Source organism: Micromonospora sp. NBC_00821 (assembly GCF_036347035.1).
GTDB classification, from domain to species: Bacteria; Actinomycetota; Actinomycetes; order Mycobacteriales; family Micromonosporaceae; genus Micromonospora; species Micromonospora hortensis.
This window is the reverse complement of sequence record NZ_CP108880.1, coordinates 6215061-6235052: the sequence shown is the minus strand read 5'-3', so window position 1 is coordinate 6235052 and position 19992 is coordinate 6215061. Positions and strand designations below refer to the sequence as shown.

At 71.0% G+C, this 19992-nt stretch carries 12 protein-coding genes and 1 pseudogene; 8 read left to right on the top strand and 5 right to left on the bottom strand.

Annotation, left to right across the window (positions count from 1 at the left end; all coding sequences use genetic code 11):
- Window positions 1-37 precede the first annotated feature (37 nt).
- The 3 genes from OHB44_RS28575 to mce all read right to left on the bottom strand — a co-directional run bounded on the left by OHB44_RS28575 (window position 38) and on the right by mce (window position 3886).
- Window positions 38-1303, bottom strand: a complete 1266-nt coding sequence (locus OHB44_RS28575; protein WP_238687334.1) for a DivIVA domain-containing protein — start codon at window positions 1301-1303, stop codon at window positions 38-40.
- 358 nt (window positions 1304-1661) lie between these two features.
- Window positions 1662-3017 (bottom strand): crotonyl-CoA carboxylase/reductase, encoded by a 1356-nt coding sequence (gene ccrA, locus OHB44_RS28570; RefSeq protein WP_330441290.1) that lies wholly within the window; start codon window positions 3015-3017, stop codon window positions 1662-1664.
- Window positions 3018-3409: 392 nt separating this feature from the next.
- On the bottom strand, window positions 3410-3886 hold the full coding sequence (gene mce, locus OHB44_RS28565) for a methylmalonyl-CoA epimerase (protein WP_238687333.1): 477 nt from the start codon (window positions 3884-3886) through the stop codon (window positions 3410-3412).
- A gap of 62 nt (window positions 3887-3948) precedes the next feature.
- Between mce and OHB44_RS28560 the strand changes: the two genes are divergently transcribed.
- The 7 genes and pseudogenes from OHB44_RS28560 to OHB44_RS28530 all read left to right on the top strand — a co-directional run.
- Window positions 3949-5148: an acetyl-CoA C-acetyltransferase gene (locus tag OHB44_RS28560; protein ID WP_238687332.1), complete on the top strand. Its 1200-nt coding sequence runs from the start codon at window positions 3949-3951 to the stop codon at window positions 5146-5148.
- A gap of 55 nt (window positions 5149-5203) precedes the next feature.
- Complete coding sequence (meaB, locus tag OHB44_RS28555) at window positions 5204-6205, top strand: methylmalonyl Co-A mutase-associated GTPase MeaB (protein ID WP_330438866.1); 1002 nt, start codon at window positions 5204-5206, stop codon at window positions 6203-6205.
- Window positions 6206-6420: 215 nt separating this feature from the next.
- Window positions 6421-6840, top strand: a complete 420-nt coding sequence (locus OHB44_RS28550) for an Asp23/Gls24 family envelope stress response protein (protein ID WP_238687330.1) — start codon at window positions 6421-6423, stop codon at window positions 6838-6840.
- 58 nt (window positions 6841-6898) lie between these two features.
- Window positions 6899-7312: an Asp23/Gls24 family envelope stress response protein gene (locus OHB44_RS28545; protein ID WP_330438865.1), complete on the top strand. Its 414-nt coding sequence runs from the start codon at window positions 6899-6901 to the stop codon at window positions 7310-7312.
- Between the two features lie 213 nt (window positions 7313-7525).
- Complete coding sequence (locus OHB44_RS28540) at window positions 7526-9214, top strand: acyl-CoA mutase large subunit family protein (protein ID WP_266304566.1); 1689 nt, start codon at window positions 7526-7528, stop codon at window positions 9212-9214.
- A gap of 181 nt (window positions 9215-9395) precedes the next feature.
- Entirely contained in the window at window positions 9396-10319 is a 924-nt protein-coding gene (locus OHB44_RS28535; protein ID WP_238687327.1) for a tetratricopeptide repeat protein, read from the top strand.
- Between the two features lie 69 nt (window positions 10320-10388).
- Window positions 10389-11350 (top strand): annotated as a pseudogene (locus OHB44_RS28530) (arginase family protein); the annotation flags it as partial.
- Window positions 11351-11883: 533 nt separating this feature from the next.
- Here OHB44_RS28530 and OHB44_RS28525 read toward each other — a convergent pair.
- Entirely contained in the window at window positions 11884-13848 is a 1965-nt protein-coding gene (locus tag OHB44_RS28525; protein WP_330438864.1) for a penicillin-binding transpeptidase domain-containing protein, read from the bottom strand.
- 289 nt (window positions 13849-14137) lie between these two features.
- Between OHB44_RS28525 and OHB44_RS28520 the strand changes: the two genes are divergently transcribed.
- Window positions 14138-19219 carry an NAD-glutamate dehydrogenase gene (locus OHB44_RS28520; protein WP_266304568.1) on the top strand — a complete coding sequence of 1694 codons (5082 nt, stop codon included), beginning with the start codon at window positions 14138-14140 and terminating at the stop codon, window positions 19217-19219.
- A 74-nt stretch (window positions 19220-19293) separates the two neighbouring features.
- Here OHB44_RS28520 and OHB44_RS28515 read toward each other — a convergent pair whose 3' ends face one another.
- Window positions 19294-19992: a class F sortase gene (locus OHB44_RS28515; protein ID WP_266305280.1), complete on the bottom strand. Its 699-nt coding sequence runs from the start codon at window positions 19990-19992 to the stop codon at window positions 19294-19296.

Sequence of the window (19992 nt, the reverse complement as noted above, 5' to 3'; positions counted from 1 at the left end):
ACCTCGCGCCGTCGATGCCCCGACCTGACGCCTCGCGTCAGCCGGCGGTCTCCGCGGGGACCCGCTCCTGACCGCCATCGGTCTTCTTTGCTGCTTCCGGCTTGGCAGCCGGAGCGGCCTGCGCCGGCATTCCCGGAACGATGCCGGCGAGGCCGGAGAGCATCTGACCCAGCTGCGACGTGACAGCGTCCTTCTGCCGGGTGAGATCCTCGACCTCGCGGCGGGCGGCCTGCGTGGTCAGCTCCGCCTCGGTGCGGGCCTCGGTGAGCAGGCGCTGCGACTCGGCCTTCGCCTCGTTGAGGGTCTTCTCCGAGTGGGCCTTGGCCTTGTCGACCGTCTCGGCGGCGTTGCGCTCCGACTCGACCCGCCGCGCCTCGGCGCGCTGCTCGATCTCCTTGGCCCGCTCCTGCGCGGCCCGGGCACGCTGCTCGGCCTCGCTGACCATCTTCTGGGTCTGGGCGACCTGGGCGGCGTGCCGCTCGGACTCCTCGCGCTCGGCCTTCTCCCGCCGCTCGGCCAACTGGAGCTCCAGGGCCTGCAGGTCCTTGTCGCGCTTGTCCCGCGCGTCGGTGAGCAGCTTGGTCGCCTCGGCGCGCTTCTCCTCAGCCTCGCGGGCGGCCTTCGCCCGCTGCTGGGTGATCTCCCGCTCGGCGGTGGCCCGCAGGGTGGCGACCTCCCGCTCGACTGTCGACTTCAGCTCGGCCACCTCGTGGGCGGTGACCGTACGCAGCTGCTTGGTCTCCCGGTCGGCGTCGGCGCGCAGCGTGTCGGCCTCGCGGCGAGCCTGCACCCGGACCTCGGCGGCCTCGCGCTCGGCGGCCGTACGCAGGTTGCCCGCCTCGCGCTCGGCGCTCGCCTTCATGGCGGCGGCCTCGGCGCGGGCCTTGTCGGTGATCTCGCGGGCCTCGAGGCGGGCGGCGGAGAGGATGCCCTCCGACTCGCGCTTGGCCTCGTTGCGGTGGTCGTTGGCCTGCTCCTCGGCGAGCCGGAGGATCTGCTCGACGCGCGTGCCGAGCCCGGAGAGGGTGGGTCGGCTGTTCTCTTCGAGCTGCTTGTTCGTCTCGGTGAGCTTCTGCTCCAGCGCACTCATGCGCTGCTCGGCCTGGCGGAGCCGACGCTGGGCGTCGTTCATCCGCTGCTCGGCCTCGGCACGGGCCTGCTCGGACTGGGTCAGCGCGGCGGTCATCCGGCCGAGGAAGTCGTCGACCTGATGGGTGTTGTATCCGCGCAGGCCAACGGTGAAATCTGGCTGCGAGTTCGCGTTATCGAAGAACGCGAGAGGGGAGGACTGCTGCTGGGGCATTGGGACATACTGGCAGACGCCCCAGGGTGCTTCGCAAGAGCGGTGCGAAGCTTTCGTGCCCTCTTTACATGGTCAACTCCCGCGATCGGCGAGGTTGGACCAATCGGCGATCTTGGCAGGTCCCGGCGGGTCGGACGCCACGCAGCGTGACGCGGAAAAGGGCCCCGGGGTTACCCCGAGGCCCTTTGTTCGATCCGGGTGGCTTATCCGCTAATGGGGGCGGAAGAACAATGAGCGATCAGCGCAATGGTCATGCGGCGTTCCACCGTCCGGCCGGGACCCGCCTCGGCGCTCCGGACGCCGGTCGGTGACCCCGGGCCGGCGGTGCCGGTCGGTGACCGCGGGCCGGCGGTGCCGGTCAGTGACCCCGGAACCGGTTGATCGCGTCCTCGTGCCGGGCCCGCAACTCCCCGTCGCGTACGCCCAGCCCGTCGGTGGGTGCGAGGCAGCGCACCCCGACCTTGCCCTGGTGGGCGTTGCGGTGCACCTCGTACGCGGCCTGGCCGGTCTGCTCCAGCGGGTAGGTGCGGGACACCGTCGGGTGCACCTTGCCGAGCGCGACCAGCCGGTTGGCCTGCCACGCCTCGTGGTAGTTGGCGAAGTGGCTGCCCACGATCCGCTTGAGGTGCATCCACAGGTAGCGGTTGTCGTACTGGTGCAGGAAGCCGCTCGTGGAGGCGCAGGTGACGATGGTCCCACCGCGCCGGGCCACGTAGACGCTGGCGCCGAACGTCTCCCGGCCCGGGTGCTCGAACACGATGTCCGGGTCCTCGCCGCTGGTCAGCTCGCGAATCCGTTCGCCGAAGCGCCGCCACTCGTCCGGGTCCTGCGTCTCCTCGTCCTTCCAGAAGCGGAAGCCCTCCGCGGCCCGGTCGATGACCAGCTCCGCGCCCATCCGGCGGCACAGCTCGGCCTTCTCCGGCGAGGACACCACGCAGACCGGGATCGCGCCGCCGTTGAGTGCCATCTGGGTGGCGTACCCACCGAGGCCGCCGGAGGCGCCCCAGATCAGCACGACGTCGCCCTGCTTCATGTTGGCGCCGTGGTGCGAGACGAGCTGCCGGTACGCGGTGGAGTTGACCAGCCCGGGACTGGCCGCCTCCTCCCAGCTCAGGTGCCGCGGCTTGGGCATCAGCTGGTTGGCCTTGACCACCGCCAGCTCGGCCAGCCCGCCGAAGTTGGTCTCGAAGCCCCAGATCCGCTGTTGCGGGTCGAGCATCGTGTCGTCGTGCCCGGCCGCGTCCTCCAACTCGACGGAGAGGCAGTGCGCGACCACCTCGTCGCCGGGGGCCCAGCGGGTCACCCCGGGGCCGGTGCGCAGCACCACGCCCGCCGCGTCCGAGCCGACCACGTGGTACGGCAGGTCGTGCCGGCGGGTCAGCTCGGAGACCCGGCCGTAGCGCTCCAGGAACTTGAAGGTGGGTAGCGGCTCGAAGATGCTGGTCCACACCGTGTTGTAGTTGATCGCGCTGGCCATCACCGCGATCAGCGCCTCGCCCGGCGCCAGCTCCGGTGTCGGCACCTCCTGCACGTGCAGGGCCTTGCGGGGGTCCTTGTCCCGGGTGGCCATACCGTCGAACATCCGGGCTTCCTCGGCGCGGACCACTACGCCCCGGTAGGTCTCCGGTACGGGCAGCCCGGCGAGGCCGGCGAGTTCGCGGTCCGGATCGTTCGATTCCTCCGCCGCCATGATCGCTTCGAGGATGTCCTGCACGGTGACCTCCGGTTCATCCGCACCCGCACGGGCCCGGGTGCTGCCATCGTCGGCGCCGGTGGGCACGACCGCCATGTCGGCATTCGACACATCCGGCACCGGTCGCGCTCCTGTGGGGCCGGACGTTACTGAACGGTAGCTAGGCCGGGAAGTCCTCTGTGAAAAACTGCATCCGCCGATGCGTGAAGGTGTCCAGCCACCCCGTCAACCGCGCACTGACGTGCGCGCACCGGGCCCTGCCGGTCGCCACCCCCTGTTGATCAAGAGCTTTCGGTCACTCGAGGGGCCCAGGCTGACGCAAACCTCTTGATCAACCAGGGGGTGGCAGGGCGGGGCAGGGCGGGGCAGGGGGGCAGGGCGGGGCAGGGGTGGGCGGGGCAGGGGTGGGTGGGTCAGTGGGGGGTGGCGGCGGGTTGGACCAGTTCGACGAGGACGCCACCGGCGTCCTTGGGGTGGACGAAGTTGATCCGGCTGTCCGCGGTGCCACGCCTCGGAGCGTCGTAGAGAAGGCGCATGCCGCGCTCGCGGAGCGCCGCGCAGGCCGCGTCGATGTCCACCACCGTGTACGCGACCTGCTGCACGCCCGGCCCGTTGCGGTCCAGGAACTTCGCGATCGTCGACTTCGGGGTGAGCGGGGCGAGCAACTGCACGCAGCCCCCCTCGGTGGTCGGCCCGACGGCAAGCATCGCTTCCCGGACGCCCTGCTCGGTGTTGGTCTCCACGTGTACGCAGCGCATCCCGAACGTCCGCTGGTAGAAGTCGATAGCGGCGTCCAGGTCGGCCACGGCGATCCCGACGTGGTCAATCTTGCGAAGTCCGATGTCTGTGACGTAGTCCGCACCGGGCTCGACGGGGGAGTTCTCTGCCATGGCGCTAGTCTGGCCGAACAATCGTTAAGGCGTACAGCTCGGCACCCCCTTCGGAGGCAGGCATGGCTTCGGTGATCGTCAGCGGCGCGCGGACCCCGATGGGCCGGCTGCTGGGCAACCTCAAGGACCTCCCGGCCACGAAGCTCGGCGGGATCGCCATCAAGGCGGCGCTGGAGCGTGCCGGCGTCAGCCCGGACCAGGTCCAGTACGTGATCATGGGGCAGGTGTTGCAGGCCGGCACCGGTCAGATCCCGGCTCGGCAGGCGGCGGTCGAGGCCGGCGTGCCGATGTCCGTGCCGGCGCTGACCATCAACAAGGTCTGCCTCTCCGGCCTGGACGCGATCGCCCTGGCCGACCAGCTGATCCGCGCCGGCGAGTTCGACATCGTGGTGGCCGGCGGCATGGAGTCGATGACCAACGCCCCGCACCTGCTGATGGGCCAGCGCACCGGCTACAAGTACGGCGACGTGGTGGTCAAGGACCACATGGCGCACGACGGGCTCAGCGACGCCTGGGACTGCTGCTCGATGGGCGAGTCGACCGAGCGGCTCGGTGCCAAGCACGGCATCTCCCGCGAGGAGCAGGACGCCTTCGCCGCCGCCAGCCACCAGCGGGCCGCCGCCGCGCAGAAGAACGGCCACTTCGCCGACGAGATCGCCCCGGTGGTCATCCCGCAGCGCAAGGGTGACCCGCTGGTGATCACCGAGGACGAGGGCATCCGTCCGGACACCACAGTCCAGTCGCTGGCCAAGCTGCGCCCCGCCTTCGCCAAGGACGGCACCATCACCGCCGGCAGTTCGTCGCCGATCTCCGACGGCGCCGCCGCGGTGCTCGTGATGAGCAAGGCCAAGGCGAAGGAACTGGGGCTGACCTGGCTGGCCGAGATCGGTGCGCACGGCAACGTTGCGGGCCCGGACAACTCCCTGCACTCGCAGCCGTCCAACGCGATCAACCACGCCCTGAAGAAGGGTGGCCTGAGCGTCGCTGACCTGGATCTCATCGAGATCAACGAGGCGTTCGCGCAGGTCGGCGTCCAGTCCACCCGGGACCTCGGGATCAGCCCGGAGAAGGTCAACGTCAACGGCGGCGCGATCGCGCTGGGGCACCCGATCGGCATGTCCGGCGCGCGTCTCGTCCTCACCCTCGCCCTGGAGCTGAAGCGGCGCGGCGGTGGCACCGGCGCTGCCGCGCTGTGTGGCGGCGGTGGCCAGGGCGACGCGCTGATCATCCACGTGCCGGGCAAGGCCGAGACCAGCCAGTGAGCGCGAGGAGTGAGCCGGTCCTGCGAGCCCCGCGGTCGCGAACGGGGATGGCGCAGTGAGCGAGGCTGAGCACGTCCCGGCAGCGGGCACCACGTCGGTGCGCCGCAGCCGGGACGTACCGCTGCTGGTCGAGCGGGCCCGCACCGGCGACCCCCGCGCGGTGGCTCGCCTGATCACGTTGGTGGAGAACGGTGACGCGCTGTTGCCGGAGATCGCCGCGGCGCTGGCACCGTACGCCGGGCAGGCCCAGGTGGTCGGGCTGACCGGTTCACCCGGGGTGGGCAAGTCGACCACCACGAACGAGCTGGTCCGCGCGCTGCGGGCGCGTGGGCACCGGGTGGGTGTGCTGGCGGTCGACCCGTCCAGCCCGTTCACCGGCGGAGCGATCCTCGGTGACCGGGTGCGGATGCAGGACCACGCCACCGATCCGGGCGTCTACATCCGGTCGATGTCCAGCCGGGGGCACCTCGGTGGGCTGGCCGCGGCCACGCCGCAGGCGGTTCGGGTGCTGGAGGGCGCGGGCTGCGACGTGGTGCTGGTGGAGACGGTCGGCGTCGGGCAGGCCGAGGTGGAGGTCGCCTCGCTCGCCGACACGACGCTGGTGCTGCTCGCACCCGGGATGGGCGACGCGATCCAGGCGGTCAAGGCCGGCATCCTGGAGATCGCCGACGTGTTCGTGGTCAACAAGGCGGACCGGGACGGCGTCGACGCCACCGTCCGTGACATCCAGGGCATGATCGCGCTCGGTGAGCGCGGGCCGGGGCAGTGGCGGCCCCAGGTGGTCCGGTCGGTCGCCGCCCGGGGCGAGGGCATCGACGACATCGCCGCCGCCATCGACAAGCACCGGGGCTGGCTGGTCGAGCACGGCGAGCTGCGCCGCCGCCAGGAGGCGCGGGCCGCCGCCGAGATCGAGGCGATCGCGCTCGGCACCCTCCGCTCCCGGATCGGCTCGCTGCGCGACGGTACGGAGTTGGCCACGCTCGCCACAAAGGTTGCCGAGGGCGTTACCGACCCGTACACGGCGGCGGACGAGTTGCTCGCCCAGCTCGCGCGCTGACCCCGCGACCCGCCGGCCGGCGCGTCCACCTGGAGGAACCCGATCGGCACCGTCCGGTGCGGACCGACGCCGTCGCCCGTGCGCCGCACGCCCGCAAGCGAAGGTCGCTCCGGTTTTAGTAGGCTCGCCGCGCGTGGCCGCGAGCGGGGCTTCCGCGAAGCGGGCTGACGAGCCGATCGGTCCACAGTGCACCCGGGACCAGGGGAGATGTGATCATGACGGACGCGGTGGAGAACGCCGGCGCAGTGCAGCCCGCGACGGGTGCGGCCCGGGGTGTCACGTCGGTTTCCGACGAGGTCGTGGAGAAGATCGCCGGGGCGGCCGCTCGCGCGGTGCCCGGTGTCGCCGATCTCGGCGGTGACGTGTCGCGCTTCTTCAACAGCGTGCTGGACAAGATCGGCCTGGACGAGGTGGGCGACGCTCGGCGGGGCGTCTCGGCCGACGTGAAGGGCAGCTCGGCCATCATCAACGTGGTCCTGGTGATCGACGCCGGGCACGTCGTGGCCGACGTGACCGAGGCGGTGCGGGCCGCGGTGATCGACGCCGTGGAGAAGTACGGCCTGACTGTCACCCAGGTCAACGTCACTGTGGACGACATCGAGCTGAACCAGCCGGGGGCGGCAGCCGGCGCCTGAGGCGTAGCTGCCCAACAACCTTATGGCTGATTCGGTGGTGTGAGGAGCAGGAGCGACTGTGGACCTGGAAGCAACGCGGGAGCTGACCAGGGCGTCGGTGCCGGCTGGCGGGACGACGCAGGTCGCCGACGAGGTGATCGAGAAGATCGCCGTCGCGGCGGCCCGCGCGGTGCCCGGCGTGGCCGACCTGGGCGGGGACGTCGCCCGATTCTTCAACGCGGTTCTCGACCGGGTCGGGCTGGACCAGGTGGGTGACGCCCGACGGGGTTGCTCTGCCCACGTGACAGGTGACGCCGCAGTGGTCAACCTGGTGTTGGTGATCCAGGCCGGTCGACAGGTGGCAGAGGTCAGCGGTCAGGTGCGCGCTCGAGTGACCGAGGCGGTCGAGACCTTCGGGCTGCGGGTCGATGAGGTCAACATCCGGGTCGACGACCTGGCGATCAGCGAAACCCCCACCACGCCCTCAGCCTGAACGGTGCGCGGCGCGATCTGACCCGATTTTCACGTCGATCATGTAGTCGTGGTGGCCATCCTGTGGCGACGGCGGGGATTTGTGCACCACCACGACTCCAGGGTCGACGCGGGCGCTCGCCGTTACTCGTCGGTACGGGCCTGACTTAGCGATCGTTCAGGTAGGGGCCTTACACTCGACGTGCAGTCGAGGACCCGAGGAGGAGCCCTGCTCATGGACGCCGACGAGATCGACGCCGGACGGGCGCGCTGGCAGGCCCGGTACGACGCCGCACGCAAGCGGGACGCGGACTTCACCACGCTCTCCGGGATGCCGGTGGAGCCGGTGTACGGGCCGCCGGAGGGCGCCACCTATCCGGGCTTCGAACGGATCGGATGGCCGGGTGAGTATCCGTACACCAGGGGTTTGTATCCGACCGGCTATCGCGGGCGGACCTGGACGATCCGGCAGTTCGCCGGCTTCGGCAACGCCCAGCAGACCAACGAGCGCTACAAGATGATCCTCGGCGCCGGCGGCGGCGGGCTCTCGGTGGCGTTCGACATGCCGACGCTGATGGGCCGCGACTCGGACGACCCGCAGGCGCTCGGCGAGGTCGGCCACTGCGGCGTGGCCATCGACACCGCCACCGACATGCAGGCGCTCTTCGACGGCATCGACCTGGCCGGCGTGACCACCTCGATGACCATCTCCGGTCCGGCCGTGCCGGTGTTCTGCATGTACCTGGTCGCCGCCGAGCGGCAGGGCGCCGACCTGTCCAAGCTGGACGGCACCCTGCAGACCGACATCTTCAAGGAGTACATCGCGCAGAAGGAGTGGCTCTTCGACCCGGAGCCGCACCTGCGCCTGATCGGCGACCTGATGGAGTACTGCGCCCGGGAGATCCCGCGCTACAAGCCGCTGTCGGTCTCCGGCTACCACATCCGTGAGGCCGGCTCGACCGCCGCGCAGGAGTTGGCGTACACCCTGGCGGACGGCTTCGGCTACGTCGAGCTGGGTCTCTCGCGTGGGCTCGACGTGAACGTCTTCGCGCCGGGGCTGAGCTTCTTCTTCGACTCGCACCTCGACTTCTTCGAGGAGATCGCCAAGTTCCGTGCCGCCCGCCGGATCTGGGCCCGCTGGCTGCGCGACGTCTATGGCGCGACCAGCGAGAAGGCCCTGTGGCTGCGGTTCCACACGCAGACCGCCGGGGTGTCGCTGACCGCGCAGCAGCCGGTAAACAACGTCGTACGGACCGCCGTCGAGGCTCTCGCGGCGGTGCTCGGCGGCACGAACTCGCTGCACACCAACGCTCTGGACGAGACCCTGGCGCTGCCCACCGACGAGTCGGCCGAGATCGCCCTGCGTACCCAGCAGGTGTTGATGGAGGAGACCGGTGTGGTCAACGTGGCCGACCCGCTCGGCGGCTCCTGGTACGTGGAGGCGTTGACCGACAAGATCGAGGCCGAGGCGGAGGAGATCTTCGCCCGGATCCGGCAGCTCGGCGGGGACGGGCCACACCAGATCGGCCCGATGACCTCGGGCATCCTGCGCGGCATCGAGGACGGCTGGTTCACCGGGCACATCGCCGAGTCGGCCTTCGTCTACCAGCAGGCCCTCGAGAAGGGCGACAAGAAGATCGTCGGGGTCAACTGCCACACCGGCACCGTCGCCAAGGAACTGGAGATCCTGCGCATCTCGCACGAGGTGGAGTTGGAGCAGCGCCGAGTGCTCGCCGAGCGCAAGGGCGCGCGGGACGAGTCGGCGGTCCGCGGCGCGGTGACCCGGATGATCGAGGCGAGCCGTACCGACGAGAACATGGTCCCCGCCATGCTCGACGCGGTCCGCGCTGAGGCGACCCTGGGCGAGATCTGCGACGCCCTGCGCGCCGAGTGGGGCACCTACCGGGAGCCAGCCCGCTTCTAACCCCTGCCCGCAACCCCCACCCCGCCGATCTTGCAGTTTCTGCGCCGACATAAGGCATAAATGTGGCGTACCGGCGACAGGATGTGCAAGATCGCGGGGGTGGGGACGGGGGCGTGAGAGTTGCAACGTCGGGGTTGCGGGTGAGCTGAGATCGGGGGCTCACGTGCGAGACTAGGTAACCATGAGCGACCCACGGATCACCTCGTCGATCTTCACCCGCGGCGCGGTCGACCTCAGCACGCTGCGTGGCCCCGCACCAGCAAGTACCCGCCCCGGCACGCCCCCGCAGGGCGGCCCGACCAACGGCGCCCCCGGCGCGCCCACCGCCGGCGGTGACACCGCCATCGTGGACGTCACCGAGGCGACCATCCAGTCCGACGTGCTCGAACGCTCGATGGCCACGCCCGTCGTCGTGTTCTTCGGTGCGGCCGGCTTCCCGGAGAGCGACGAGTTCGCCCCGGTCCTGGAGCGGCTGAACGCCGAGGGCGGCGGCACCTGGGTGTTGGCCCGGGTCGACGTGCAGGAAAATCCCCGAATCGCCCAGATGTTCCGGGTGCAGGGCGTCCCCATGGTCTACGCGGTCGTCGGCGGCCAGCCGGTTGACGCCTTCTCCGGGGTCGTTCCCGAGGCTCAGCTGCGGCAGTGGATCCAGGCCGTCCTCAAGGCCGGTGGCGTGACCGTCGCCGAGCCGGAGGACCCCCGGCTCGACGAGGCGGACGACGCGCTGATGAGCGGCGATCTGGATGCCGCCGAGCAGGCGTACCGGAAGATCCTCGCCGACGCCCCGGCGGACGCCGCGGCCACGGCGGGGCTGGCCCAGGTCGGGGTCGCCCGCCGGGTGGCCGGCGCCGACCCGTCCACCGCGCTGGCCGCCGCCGAGAGCGCCCCCGACGACGTCGCCGCCCAACTGCTGGCGGCCGACATCGAGGTGCTCAGCGGCCTGGCCGAGCAGGCGTACGCCCGGCTCGTCGGTCTGGTCCGGCGCACCGCCGGTGAGGACCGCGAGACTGTTCGCCAGCACCTGGTTTCGCTCTTCTCCATCGCCGGCCCGGACGATCCGGCGGTCGCCTCGGCGCGTCGGGCCCTGGCCAGCGCCCTGTTCTGAGTTCGTAGCACGCCAGCGCGGGCCGGCGTTCCGGCCGGCCCGCCCGACCACCGAGGACGGGAGCTCACGATGCGCCGGATCGCCGTCCTCGACGCGCCGACAAATCTCGGTCTACGGCCGCCGACACCCACGTCGGTCCCGGGTTGTGCCAAGGCGCCCGGGGCGCTGCGCGACCACGACCTGCTGGCCCGGCTCCGCGCCCGCGACGCCGGCTGCGTGACCCCCGCCCGGTACGACCCGGGCGACTGGCGACCGGGCGACGGGGTGTGCCACGCCCGGGAGATCGCCGACTACTCGTTGGCCCTCGCCGAACGCATCGGCTCGATCATCGACCGGGGCGAGTTCCCGGTGGTGCTCGGCGGCGACTGCTCAGTGCTCCTCGGCTCGGCCCTGGCCATGCACCGCCTCGGCGAGGCCGTCGGCGGGCGGATCGGGCTGGTCTTCGTCGACGGGCACTCCGACTTCCGGCACCCCGGCAACGCCTCCTACGTCGGCGCCGCCGCCGGTGAGGACCTGGCCCTGGTCACCGGGCGAGGGCAGGCCGACCTGGCCGCGCTGGAGGGCCGCCGGCCCTACTTCCGCGACATCGACGTGGTGGTGCTCGGCATCCGCGCCCAGGACGAATACCGGCTCGACCTCCAGGCAGCCGGGATCACCACCCGACCGGTGCCGGCGCTGCGTGCCGAAGGCGCCGCCCGGACCGCCCAGTGGGCGCACGAGCAACTCGCCGACTGCGCGGGCTACTGGGTGCACATCGACGTGGACGTGCTCGACCCGGCGGTGATGCCCGCCGTGGACGCCCCCGACCCGGGTGGGATCGCCTTCGCCGAGCTGGAGATCCTGCTCGCCGGCCTGGTCGACACCCCGCACTGCCTCGGCGTGGAGCTGACCGTCTTCGACCCCGACTACGACCCGGACGGCTCCTACGCGGCCGAGATCGTCAACACGGTGGTCGCCGGGCTGGCACCGGTGACCGCCCCGGAAGCGGTGCCGCCCCGACTGCTGTCGGCCCGGCCCACGCCCTCCCCCCGACGCGGCAACGGCCGGGCCGCGACCGCCACCGAGCGGCTCGACCGTGCCGAGCGTCCCGACCGTGCCGGGCGGCTCGACGGTCTTGCTGGGCTTGACGGGCTCGACCGCGCTGAGCGGGTTGCGCGGCGTGATTTCCCCGCTGGCATCGCCCCTGCTGACATCGACCCCGCCGATGTCGGGCCTGCTGCGCTCGGGTCTGCCGATGGCGGGCCTACCGGCGTCGGTGTTCCGGGCGTCGGTCCGTCGGTGAGCGCGGTGCCATACGACGCCCCGGCCGAGGGGGAGTCACCAGGCACTGGCGGCCGGGCCCACTCCGAGCCATCGGGCGTCGCGACCAGTGTCGCGCCCCTGGTCGAGCGCGAACCGGTCGGCCCGCCGGCGTCGGCCGGCCCGGGTCTGCTCCGACGCACCGGCCCGTCGACGCAGAACCCGCCCGAGAGGCACGAAGCCGACAGCGCCTGACCCGTCCCTCGGCCCCGGCGTCGGGCGTTGGCCCCGGGGGAGTGGCCGGACACCGGGGCCCCGGGTGGGGTCAGGGGGTTGGGAGGGCGCGGAGGAAGCGCTCCGCCATCGGAACGGCCGAGGCGGTGCTGGCCCCGCCCTTCTCCACGAAGACGGCGAACGCCACGTCGCCCCGCCAGCCGACGAACCAGGCGTGGGTGTGCGCCGGGTTGTCGTCGTACTCGGCGGTGCCGGTCTTGCCGTACACCTCGCCCGGCACATCCTTGAGCGCGCTGCCGGTGCCGGCGGTGACCACCTCGCGCATCATCGTGCGCAGCGCCGCGACGGACTCCGGCTTGAGCTGCTCGCCGGCCGGGGCCGGCTTGGCCGGCGCCGGGTCGAGCAGCAGCTTCGGCTGCTCGAAGCGGCCGCGGGCGACGGCGGCGGTGGCGCCGGCCATGGCGAGCGGGCTGACCAGCGTGGTGCCCTGCCCGAACGACGCGGCGGCCTGCTCGGCCAGGCTGCCGCCCGTCGAGACCTTGCCGGTGAAGGCGTCCGTGCCGAGGTCCCACTGACCCTCCAGGCCCAGCGAGCGACCGGCGGCGGCCAGCCCGTCGCCGCCGAGCTTCGGGGCCAGCGCGGCGAACGCCGTGTTGCAGGACTTGGCGAAGTCGGTGCGGAACGGCACCGAGCCGAGCTCGAAGTTGTCCGAGTTCTTGAAGGACCGGCCGTCCACTGTGAAGGTCTTCTTGCAGTCCACCGGCCCGTCCAGCGTGACCGCGCCCCGGTCCAGTAGGCCCAGCGTGCTGACCATCTTGAAGGTGGAGCCCGGAGGAACCTGGGCGTCGAAGGCCAGATTCTGCCCGGCCGGACCGGGGCCGTTCGCGGCGGCGAGCACGGCGCCGTCGCTGATCCGGACCGCCACCAGGGCGGATCGGCGCGACTCGGCGCGCAGTGCCCCGTCGGCCGCGTTCTGCACGGCGACGTCCAGCGTGGTCTTCAGCGCCTGCCCGGGCTGGGGCTCCCGGCGGAACAGTTCGGCGCCGGTGGGTTCGAGTTTGCCGCCCTCCGCCGGGCGCTCGACCACCACTGTCAGCCCGGGGCCGCCGCGCAGTCGTTCGTCGTAGCGGCCCTGTAGCCCGCCGTGCCCGACCAGATCACCGACGACGTACCGGTCGGGGTGTGCGGCGAGGTCGTCGGCCTGCGCCGGGTCGACTGAGCCGAGCAGGGCACGGGCGAACTCGCGGGTGGGCGCCAGGTCGATCTTGTCGGAGACGAACTTGGTGCCGGGCAGGTCGTAGATCCGGGGCTTGATCTGCCGGTACGCCTCCTCGCGGAGCGACACCACCTCGACGAATGCGCCCGGCTCGGCCTTTGCCACCCGGTCGGGCAGGTCGGCCAGGTCGACGCCGGGGACCAGCGCCGGGCGGATGGCCTTGAACGCCGCGTCGAGGTCCTTGACGAGCTTCTTGATGTCGGTGACCCCGTTGGGCTGCACACCCACCCGGACCACCGGGCGCGGGGTCACCAGCGGCTTTCCGGCGTTGTCCAGCACCGCGGCGCGGGCACCGGGGTCGCGCCGCAGCGCCAACCGGTCGCCCTTGGTGAGCTGCTCGTGCACCACAGTCGGCTCCCAGATCACCTGCCACTGGTCGTCGTCGCCGTGGGCGAGCCGCACCTCCCGGTCGTACGCCCAGCGGGTCTGACCGGGCAGGGCCCACTCCACCTGGACTGTCGTGGTGGCGATGTCCTTCGTGATCTTCGGCTCGCCGCGACGCGTCAGCGTGGGCGGGGTGGCCGCCAGCTCACCGGAGAGGTCCTTGATCTCGCGCGCCACGTCGGCCGACGGCAGTTTCGAGCCGAGTGGGTCGATCAGACCGACCGCCTGGAGGTCACCGCTGCGCCAGCCCGCCAGGAAGGCGTCGACGGCGCGCTGCGGCCCGTCGTCACCGGAACAACCGACCAGGACACCCGCAGCGAGCAGCGCCGTGGTGACGGCGGCGGCGAGCCGGCGGGCGGGGTTCGGCCGGTGGGGCCGGGGGTACGACAAGGGCATGAAGCTGGTCCTTCCGATCTCGGACTGCCCTCGCACGGTAGTACGGGAACGCCGTCCCCAACGTCCCCCAGGCGCTCGGCCGCGCTCAAAGACGGGCCGCGCCCGTGTGATGAACATCGCGTGGCGGGGTATCCCGCAGCCGGCCAACCTCGGACCCGCAACGGGTGAAAGGACAAAGTCCCGATCCGGACGTCTGGCCAGTGGTCCGCCGACGAAGGCGCACAACGGCAGGGCCTAGGCTGGGCGGCAGAGTGACCCACAACGCGGTGGGTCGAGGGGAGTGGCACCGATGGACCGGCGTCCGGCGATCAAACCGGAACCCGACCTCCGGCAGGATGACTCCGGCCGGGACGATGACAGCTTCGATTCGGCGACCGACGGGGACGGCTACGGCCGACTCGACACGGGAGTCACCGGGCTGACCGGGTCGAGCATCGACACCATCTACGATCTGGGTCTGCCAGCCGAGGCGCTGGCCGACGACGTGGAGGACGCCGAGCTCGACGAACCAGTCCCCAACGCGGAGCGCCTGGTGGCCCAGGCCGTCGCGCTCGCCGGGGACGACCACGACGCGGCGACACTTGTCGGCCGTTTCTGGAGGTTCGCCCCGGACGAGGAGCTGGTCGGCTTCACGGCGGAAGAGATGCTCGACGCGGCCCGGGCGCACCGGGATCTCGCCCAACAGCGGGTGCCGGGCGAGTTGAAGCTGCGGATCCACGAACCGCACGCCGACCAGCACCACACGGTCGTCGAGATCGTCACCGACGACATGCCGTTCCTGGTCGACTCGGTGACGGCGCTGCTCAACTCGTACCACCTCGACGTGCATCTGCTGGTGCACCCGCTGGTGGTGGTGCGGCGGGAGCCGCTGGGCCGGCTCACCGAGGTCTCCGCGGATGTGGAACCGGATGACGCGATCGCCGGCGACATCATCGAGAGCTGGATGCGGATCGAGATCGACCCGGTCCGGGACGCTGCCGAACGGGACCGGTTGCGTCGAGAGTTGCAGCGGGTGCTCACCGACGTGCGGGAGGCGGTGGAGGACTGGCCGAAGATGCGTCAGCGTGCCCTCGCGCTCGCCGACGAGCTGGCGTCCGCCCGTACCTCCGACAACCGCCCACCGGTGCCGGAAAAGGACATCACCGACTCGGTGGAGCTGCTGCGGTGGCTCGCCCAGGACCACTTCACCTTCCTCGGTTACCGCGAGTACCGGTTGGTGGACGCCGACGGCGGCGACGCCGCCGACCCGGTCGACGGCAAGGCGTTGGAGGCGGTGCTCGGCACCGGTCTGGGCATCCTGCGCTCCGATTCGCCGGATGCGCGGTCGCTGTCCTCGATGACGCCCGAGGCGCACGAGAAGGTGCTGGAGAAGCGCCTTTTGATCATCACCAAGGCCAACTCCCGGGCGACGGTGCACCGCTCGGCGTACCTGGACTACATCGGCTTCAAGATCTTTAACTCCGCCGGTGACGTGATCGGTGAGCGGCGCTTCCTGGGCCTGTTCTCGACGGCCGCCTACCGGACCAGCGTCCGCGAGCTGCCGGTGGTACGCCGCAAGGTGGCCGAGGTGCTGGACCGCTCCGGCCTGAGCCAGCGCAGCCACTCGGGCAAGGATCTGATCCAGATCCTGGAGACCTACCCGCGCGACGAGCTGTTCCAGATCAAGACCGACGACCTGTACCACGCGGTGGTCGGCGTGCTGCGGATGGCCGGCCGGCGGCAGCTCCGGGTGTTCCTGCGCCGGGACGCGTACGGGCGGTTCATCTCCTGCCTGATCTACCTGCCCCGGGACCGGTTCACCACTCAGAACCGGCTGCGCATGCAGGACATCCTGCTGCGTGAGCTGAACGGTGTCGGGGTGGACTACACCACCCGGGTCACCGAGTCGATGCTGGCTCGGGTGCACTTCATCGTTCGTACCGACCCGACGCGGCCACCCGGCGACATCGACGCCGACCTGCTCGCCGAGGAGTTGGCCGACGCGACCCGGCTCTGGGACGACGACTACCGGTTGGTGCTGGAGCGCAAGCTCGGCGACGAGCAGGCCAAGCACCTGTTCACCCGGTACGCCGACGCGTTCCCGGAGGGCTACAAGGACGGGCACACGCCGTACGAGGCGATGAAGGACCTGGCGAAGCTGGAGCTGCTGGAGGAGCCCGGCCAGCTGGAGATGCACCTGTTCCGCAAGCAGTTGGCGCCCCGGCCGGGCACCCGGGTGCCGGGAGCCGACCTGGCCGAGGCGATGGACGTCCGGTTCAAGGTCTACCGGTACGGCGAGCCGATGATGCTCTCCGCAGTGCTGCCGGTGCTGCACTCGCTCGGCGTACGGGTGGTCGACGAGCACCCGTACGAGGTGGACCGCATCGACGGTCGGGTCTACCTGTACGACTTCGGCCTCATGCTGCCCGAGGGGCATCACGAGCTGGCCGAGGTGCGTCCGCACGTGGAGAACGCCTTCGCGGCCGCCTGGCGCGGCGAGGCCGAGGTGGACCGGTTCAACGAGCTGGTGCTGCGCGGCGGGCTGACCTGGCGGCAGGTGGTGGTGCTTCGGGCGTACGCGAAGTACCTGCGGCAGGCCGGCACTGTCTTCTCGCAGGACTACATGGAACAGACCTTCATCGCGTACCCGAAGCTCGCCGCGTTGCTGGTGGAGCTCTTCGAGACCCGGTTCGCGCCGGGCGAGTCGAGCACCGAGCAGCGGCAGCAGCGCAGCGGTGAGCTGGTGGAGACGATCCGGGGCGCGCTGGACGACGTGGCGAGCCTCGACCAGGACCGGATCCTGCGCTCGTACCTGACGCTGATCGAGGCGACCCTGCGGACCAGCTTCTACCAGAAGCGCGCCGACGGGCGGCCGAAGGCGTACGTGGCGTTCAAGCTCGACCCGCAGGCCATTCCGGACCTGCCCGCGCCGCGACCGAAGTTCGAGATCTTCGTCTACTCGCCGCGCTTCGAGGGTGTGCACCTGCGGTTCGGGCCGGTGGCCCGGGGCGGGTTGCGCTGGTCCGACCGCCGGGAGGACTTCCGTACCGAGGTGCTGGGCCTGGTCAAGGCGCAGATGGTGAAGAACACCGTGATCGTGCCGGTCGGTGCCAAGGGCGGCTTCGTGTTGAAGCAGAAGCCGGGTGACCGGGACGAGGCGGTGGCCTGCTACCAGGAGTTCGTCGGCGCGATGCTGGACGTCACCGACAACATCGTCAGCGGGCAGATCGTGCCGCCCGAGGACGTGGTCCGGCACGACGGCGACGACCCGTACCTGGTGGTGGCGGCCGACAAGGGCACCGCGACGTTCTCCGACATCGCCAACGAGATCTCCAAGGCCCACACCTTCTGGATGGGCGACGCGTTCGCGTCCGGCGGATCCGCCGGCTACGACCACAAGAAGATGGGCATCACCGCCCGGGGCGCCTGGGAGTCGGTCAAGCGGCACTTCCGTGAGCTGGGCCTGGACACCCAGACCCAGGACTTCACAGTGGTCGGCGTCGGGGACATGTCCGGCGACGTGTTCGGCAACGGAATGCTGCTCTCCGAGCACATTCGGCTGGTGGCCGCCTTCGACCACCGGCACATCTTCCTCGACCCGGAGCCGGACGCCGCCACCTCGTACACGGAGCGTCGACGGCTGTTCGACCTGCCCCGTTCCTCCTGGGAGGACTACAACCCGGAGCTGATTTCGGCAGGTGGCGGCATCTTCCCGCGTACCGCGAAGTCCATCCCGATCACGCCGCAGGTCCGGGCGGCGATCGGCCTGGACGACGACGTCACGCAGTTGTCGCCGCAGGACCTGATGAAGGCGATCGTCACCGCCCCGGTGGACCTGTTCTGGAACGGCGGCATCGGCACCTACGTCAAGGCCTCCACCCAGACCAACGCCGAGGTGGGCGACAAGTCCAACGACGCGATCCGGGTGGACGGGCGCAGCCTGCGCTGCCGGGTGGCGGGTGAGGGCGGCAACCTGGGCTGGACCCAGCTCGGCCGGATCGAGTACGCGTTGACCGGTGGCCGGATCTACACGGACTTCATTGACAACGCGGCCGGTGTGGACACCTCCGACCACGAGGTGAACATCAAGATCCTGCTCAACACGGCGGTGGCCGACGGTGAGCTGACAATGGCCGAGCGGGACGAGCTGCTGGCCGGGATGACCAACGAGGTCGCGGAGCTGGTGCTGCGGGACAACTACGACCAGGCTCGGGCGATCAACAACGCCCAGGCCCAGGCCGCCTCGCTGCTCCCGGTGCACCGCCGGATGATCAACGAGCTGGAGCGTTCGGGCGGGTTGGACCGCGCGTTGGAGGCGCTGCCGCCGGACGAGGAACTGGCGGTTCGCAGCGAGTCCGGGCTGACCGCGCCGGAGTTCGCCGTGCTGCTCGCGTACGTGAAGATCGTCCTGGAGCGGGAGATCCTCACCGAGGGGTTGGCCGACGAGGAGTGGACGACCGACGTCCTGGTGAACTACTTCCCGACGCCGATGCGCGAGCGGTTCGCCGACCGGATGGGCCGGCACCGGCTGCGCCGGGACATCGTCACCACAGTGCTGGTCAACGAGGCGATCAACCGGGGTGGCATCTCGTTCATCTTCCGGGTGGTCGAGGAGACGGCGGCCAGCGCGGCCGACGTGATCCGGGCGTACGTGGTGGTCAGCGAGGTGTTCGGCCTGCGCGACCTGTGGGACGCGGTCGAGGCGCTGGACAACAAGGTGGCGCCCGAGCTGCAGACCAGCGTCTACCTGGACACTCGTCGGCTGCTCGACCGGGCCGTGCGGTGGCTGGTCTCCAACCGGCGTTCGCCGATCGACGTGCCGGCCGAGATCGCCCGGCTGCGCGACGGGGTCACCCGGTTGCTGCCGGGGCTGGAGGAGCTGTTCTACGGCAACGAGCGTCAGGGCATCGCCGCGCACATGGATTCGATGACCGAGCGTGGGCTGCCCCGCGAGCTGGCGGAGCGGGCAACCCGGCTGATGTACAGCTTCGGTCTGATGGACGTGGTGGAGACCGCGAACGCCAGTGGGCGGGACGTCAGCGAGGTGGCCTCGGTCTACTTCGTGCTGTCGGACCTGTTCCGGGTGGACTCGCTGCTGTCGAAGATCTCCCTGCTGCCGCGGGAGGACCGCTGGCAGACGTTGGCCCGGATGGCGCTGCGGTACGACCTGTACGCAGCGCTGGCCGCGCTCACCGCGGAGGTACTCGACTCCACCCCGGGCGACCTGCCACCGCACGAGCGGGTGCAGCAGTGGGAGCAGTCGAACGCCACCTCCATCCACCGGGCCCGTCGGGCGATGGGTGAGTTCGACGAGTCGCGGGCGGATCTCGCCGCCCTGTCGGTGCTGCTGCGTCAGATCCGCACCCTGGTGCGGACGTCCGCGGCCGCCTGAGTCAGGTACGACGGACGCGGTCCGGCCGGTCGGGGTGACCCGACCGGCCGGACCGCGTTTCGTTCCGTCGCCGGTCAGGCCGCCAGGGTGGCGAAGACGACGATGTTGTCCGGGTAGCTCTTCGCGGCCTGGTCGAACTGACCGCCGCAGGTGACCACCCGCAGGCTGGGCCGGTCACTCGGCCCGTAGACCAACTCGGTGGGGAAGGCCGTCTTCGGGTACGACTTCACCGAGTCGACAGTGAAGGTGGCCGGCACTCCGTCGGCGCGGCGCACGGTGACGGTGTCGCCGGGGAGGAGAGCGCCGAGGTCGAAGAAGACGGCCGGGCCGAGGACCGCCGAGTCCACGTGCCCGACGATGACCGCGTTACCTGTCTCGCCCGGGCTCGCACCGGGCTCGTACCACCCGGCCTGGTCTGCCTTATCAAGCGGAGGGACCTGGACGGTGCCGTCCGGGTTGGTGCCCAACGACATGATCGTCGCGTCGACGCCGATCCGGGGGATCTCGATGCTGGTCGGTGCCGAACGGGCCAACCCGGCCGCGGCCTGACCGACCGGCTGCCCGTCGACCGGCGGGGCATCGTCGGCGGTGCTCGCCGGCGCCGTCGCCTCGGGGCCGGCCTGGGCCAGCGGCTGCGGCGGCCGGGGAGTGGGCGTGGTCTTCAGGGAGGCGCCGATCATGCCGGCGCCGATCATGGCCAGGGTGACGACGACGGCCGTGCCGGCGGCACGCCACGGTTTCCCGTGACGGCCGCCGGCCGGTGTCGCCGTCAC